Annotated in this window: 4 protein-coding genes; 1 reads left to right on the top strand and 3 read right to left on the bottom strand. The window is 43.8% G+C overall.

What is annotated here, in order from left to right; genetic code table 11:
* The coding region (locus ACESLU_RS11585) for a methyltransferase domain-containing protein (RefSeq protein ID WP_372638809.1) at positions 1-1,002 on the bottom strand (1,002 nt) is incomplete at its 3' end.
* 727 nt (positions 1,003-1,729) lie between these two features.
* Here ACESLU_RS11585 and ACESLU_RS11590 point away from each other — a divergent pair.
* Positions 1,730-2,713, top strand: a complete 984-nt coding sequence (locus ACESLU_RS11590) for a hypothetical protein (protein ID WP_372638810.1) — start codon at positions 1,730-1,732, stop codon at positions 2,711-2,713.
* A 72-nt stretch (positions 2,714-2,785) separates the two neighbouring features.
* On the opposite strand, the gene ACESLU_RS11595 is transcribed toward ACESLU_RS11590, so the two are convergent.
* Both ACESLU_RS11595 and ACESLU_RS11600 read right to left on the bottom strand, forming a co-directional pair.
* Positions 2,786-4,063 (bottom strand): DUF4910 domain-containing protein, encoded by a 1,278-nt coding sequence (locus ACESLU_RS11595; protein WP_372638811.1) that lies wholly within the window; start codon positions 4,061-4,063, stop codon positions 2,786-2,788.
* 332 nt (positions 4,064-4,395) lie between these two features.
* Positions 4,396-5,043: NAD-dependent epimerase/dehydratase family protein (locus ACESLU_RS11600; protein ID WP_372638812.1), on the bottom strand; the 648-nt coding region annotated here is incomplete at its 5' end.

The raw sequence follows: 5,043 nt of genomic DNA on the forward strand, positions 1-5,043 counted from the left end.
ATTTTGTTTTTTTAAATCAATCAACAATTCCAGCAGATCCGTTTTGGTCTGCCGTACACGTTCATCAAAGCCCCGGTAAAAATCTATGTCGAGAAACCCTTTCTCCTTTTCAAGCGATAGCATTTCTTTAACCCTGTCCCTTACCTGGTAGTCCTGATTGGTTTGCCTTGTGACAAAAATTCTGACAGATCCTCCATGCGTGCTCAATTCCTCCACGTCAAAAATCTTCATTCCGTGCTTTTTAAAAATCGACGCTGCAGTAGTAAGCGAGAAGTAGAAAAAATGCTCGTGGTAAATGGTATCAAACTGATTATTCTCAATAAGCTGAAGCAGGTGTGGGAACTCGAACGTCATAATTCCTTTATTACCCAACAGCATATCCAGACCCTCGATAAAGTCATTGATTTCGGGAACATGGGCCAAAATATTGTTGCCCAATATCAAGTCCGCTGACTTGTATTTCTTTTGAAGCTTTCCGACCGTTTCTTTACCAAAAAACAGCTGTTCGGTGGGAATCCCCTTCTCAATAGACACTTTTGCTACATTGTCCGAAGGTTCGACGCCGAGAATCGGAATCCCTTTATTTTTGAAATATTGCAACAGGTAACCATCATTACTGGCTATTTCGACGACAAAACTCTCCTGATTAATCCCATAGTTAGCAGTCATCATCTCAACATAGTCCTTCGCATGCGCCAACCATGAATCAGAATAGGATGAAAAATAATAATAATCCGAATAAATTTCTTCGGGATGTACATACTCTCCCACTTGTACCAAAAAACACTCATCACATACATAGGCATGCAACGGGTAGAATTGTTGGCCGTTGTTAATATTCTCCGGTTTTACAAACTCCTCGCATAGGGGTGATGTCCCTAAATCCACAAAGGTATTCTCGAGTGAATTTGAACAATTAAGACATTTATTATTGGTAGTCGTTGATTCATCCATCATGTCATCAATAAACTTACTTCGTTTTGAACCGGATGCTGCTGCCAAACAACTTATTCGGTTGAATCTCGCCCTGCATCCATTCTATTGAATACAATAGTTGTGCCAATCTGGTATAGGGTCTAAAAATAGTAGATCTTATCGATCAAATACGTCCGAAAAGAGCATAGAGGATATTTGTATTTGTAAGAAAAGGACGAGAAGGAATTGTAGTAAAAATATAACAAGAGAAGCGGGTAATTATTTAGAATCGACTATGAAAGAATTACCCAACCACGCTGTCCCGGATTCAGCAAAGCGACAGGGCAAGTCCACGCAAGTAACTATTATTCCTTCTTTAAAGAACGGTTACATAAAATGTGTCATTCAGGGGGGTATTGCTATCCTAAACTTCTGCGTTCGACATGCAAAGGCTATTTGTTATAACTGTGTAAATAGGTTTAGCTGTGCGTAAAAATCTCCCATGGATTAAGAAGAACCGTAAAGAGAAGGCTATTTCTATGCTACACAGGGTGTTCCATCTGACGGGTTAATTGGTGGCACACTTTTTGATCTTGTAGTGGTACTTCTAATAATAACAGGCTATCTATATAGTAGCCAATAAAATAATACTATTATCATGTTAAAAAATAGAACGTTGGCAATTACAACTATTCTAATGGGGATTCTATTTGCTATTTCGGCTTGTAACAACCCCAGCACAGATACCAGTATTGAAGAAAGCTTCAAGGAAATAAAAGAAGTTACTCCTATCACTGGTGCAGAAATCGAAAGTATGGAAATAAAGAAAAAAGACAATCAGGATAGCTTTCTGACCGTTCGGCTGAATGACGGCGTCGAGAGGGAGGCCTGGTGTATCGAGTGGAACGAGGAAGAAGCCTTTGGTATCCAAAACGGAGCCAGGCTTTATTCTACAGCTGGTCACGAATCATGGAAAAAGTTAAACTATTTCATGAGCATTAAAGACGATCTCAGAGCCAGCGACCCGAAACTAACCGCACGAGAAATACAGGTCATTATCTGGTCGCTTATCGATAATCCACCATTTGATGTGGATAAGATCTCCGAATATGAGGAAATTGATCCACGCATATACAAGGATGGATCGGCTCTTTTTGATGTCCAAAAAGTAAAGGATATCGTAAGCCTGGTAGAAAGCGATCTTGCCTTAGCTAAAAATAAAAAGAAAAACAACAGCAATCCGGGATTGACGGTCATTGAAAATGACGGGCAAACGATTATCACCATGAACGAAACGGCCTATGCGGTCAAAACCCAAATTGTAAATGGCCAAACAATCGTAGATAATAGCTCTTCCCGCTGCTTTGACGAGGAAATTCTGCCGGGTGTCTCTTTTAACAGATGGGGATGGACGAACGGCCCATTATCCGGTCCGAGTGGAGATCTCACGTATGATATTTATGCCGGTGCTGGACAGTGTGACCTGGACAAAGGCACTCGTGTGGGTGAACTTATCGTAAATTACTCGAGTGGAACACTCACCGTCACTTATAAGATGACCGAGACAGGATTTACCGGGAATCGTTATACCCTGACAGAAACCCATCTTTATGCGGGCAGTGATCCCTATGCTTCAAATAAGGGGAGCGGAAAGTTTACAGTGGCACCGGGACAGTATGGTAATCAAGAGAATCACCATGATGTCACGGAATATACCTATGAAATTAACGGTTTGTCCGGCGATATCTATTTTATTGCTCATGCGGTGGTAAACGGTTTTAATCCGGATGCCGATTAAATAGCCAGCTATTCCAGGCGGGTGACAACATGTGAAAGGGATTCAAAGACCACTTTGGATCCCTTTTTTATTTCAACGAACCTTTTTAAGCAGATCGACCTCTAGAAGTGCATCGGCCGCCTGCCTGATGGTCTGAAAACTTATCCCCGATCTTTCAGCAATATCCAACAGGCTATGGCTCCCGTCAGAAAGATTGAGAACCCAAAGAATGGCCAGCTGGTTGATTTCGCTCTCCGTATCGCCTCCAGTCAACTTGTACAGTCCGCGTCTTCCCAGGTTTGGTTCACATTTGGGATTCAAATTTAAATACGTCCCGTTGCTTTCAATGACCCCTACGATACTCTTTAATTTTGACAAAGAGTCCGCAAGCGCTTCGGGTTCCATCAGTTCAAGGTTATCGGCAGAGGTATGATACTCCGGGAATTCCCCGAACGGAGTACGCATAAAACAGCCTACCGGCAGGTCAAATGCCGGCGAGCAGAACTGGCGCTCGTCGTAGCCATAGGGCGTAAAATCCCGCACCTCGTAGCTTTCCGCCGACCCGGCCAGCACCTGTTCTACAATCCGGTCGATTTCAGCCCTGCCCCGGCGGCTTTTCTTATACGTGATTTGGCCGGCGTCCCCCACGCAGGATAAAACGAGCCCGTATTTTATCCTTTCGGTTTTATCCTCATTCCGGGCCAGCCAGGCAATAGAACCGATGGTGCCGGGAATAAACAGGAAACGATAGGAGTACTTGAGATCCTCCTGTAAAAGGTACTGAGCTAAATGCACGGCTACGGAAATACCTGATAGATTATCATTACACAGAGAAGGGTGACAGATATGACACGATATGAGCACCTCATCCGGCGTATGTCCTTCAATATACAGCTCCCCATGCGTCATGCTGCCTTCCAGCAGCGTGGCGTCTATATAAACGTGGTAGTCGCCTTCCTCCAGTTGCATCAGCTGATTGTGGGAAAGGCAGAATCCCCAGTCCTCCTTGTAATACGAGGTTCGATAGGGGATCAGGTCAGGTTGATCAGGAAGTGTATAAAGATGATTCTTTAGTTCCTCAAGCGCTACCACCTGGTCGACCGGAACACTATAATTCAGCACATGCAGGTTTGAATCATCAAAATCAACAACCTTCTCACCTTTCGAATTCTTGATCCATGCCTCTTTGATATTCCACTCTTTTGGTATGGACCAGTCAAAGACCGGGGTACCGGTCAGAAGTTCTTGTACTTGAACAGGAATGTGCTTTTGTATGATTTGCAGGGATTTTCGTACCCCGTCCCCCGAAATGCTTCTGCAAATCGGGTACAATTCTTCTATCAACCCAAATAAGCGCTCTTCCTGGTTCATTGGACTCGGTTTGTCAGTCTTTTGTTTATTAAATGTGCGACCCCTCCTGAAGGTTTGAATATAGCAAGGCTTCGGTGTACTTGGAAGCAGAAAAGAAGTACAATACCCTTTCTCCGGTTAAGTATTATTTCATCCCGGGATTCCGGGCAATGCATCTTTTGAGTTTTGATAGAGGCCTTTGAAAAACCAGTCCCGAAGCATCGGGAAATACCAAAGCCTGAGCGCTTTCAAAACCGCAGTGTAGAGATAATACATGAGGATTTTGAAAGCGTGACAATGTAGCCATTGAGCAAAACAACGGTTTTACAAAGGTCTCTATTAATAAAAATTAACTATACCCAGTAGAGATCCTTGCTTAGCTGTTGTGTCTCCAGTAAATGTTTGAGTTGCTTCAGCCGGGTATACGGATTCGCATTGAAGATCTCATCATCCATGTCAATCTTCTTGAAGATTTCGTAGAGCTCGGCCGCTCCTCTCTCTGCGGTATATTCACACGAAAAACCCGGCAGTTTGCTATTGATTTTATCAAAGGATACGCGATAGCTCCGGTTATCTCCCCCGCTATCTCCAAAGCTCGTTTTACATCCCGGGAATGCCCTGCCGACGATCTCAGCAATCTCTCGTACTCTGAAATTCTCCTCGGTATCGCCCACATTAAATATCTGATTGTGCACCGTTTCTTTCGGGGCCTCGAGAGTACACCCAATAGCTTTGCTTATATCTCTTACATGAACAAGCGGCCTCCATGGCATGCCGTCACTGATCATCTCAATAACGCCGGTAGTCCATGCAAGACCGGAAAGATTGTTAAGTACGATATCAAAACGCATACGGGGAGAAGCACCATAGGCCGTAGCATTTCTCAGAAAAGTCGGTGAAAAAGCCTCGTCAGCCAGTTTTGATACATCTCTCTCAACCCTGGTTTTACACTCAGCATAGGCGGTCTGTGGATTTAGTTCCGACTGCTCGGTTTTGTATTC

Origin of the sequence: Fodinibius sp. (assembly GCF_041642155.1) — a bacterium.
GTDB lineage: Bacteria > Bacteroidota > Rhodothermia > Balneolales > Balneolaceae > Fodinibius.

Coding starts and splice junctions, on each gene's coding strand:
- ACESLU_RS11590 (WP_372638810.1), top strand. CDS start 1,730: ATGGAAATAAAGAAAAAAGACAATCAGGATAGCTTTCTGACCGTTCGG.
- ACESLU_RS11595 (WP_372638811.1), bottom strand. CDS start 4,063: ATGAACCAGGAAGAGCGCTTATTTGGGTTGATAGAAGAATTGTACCCG.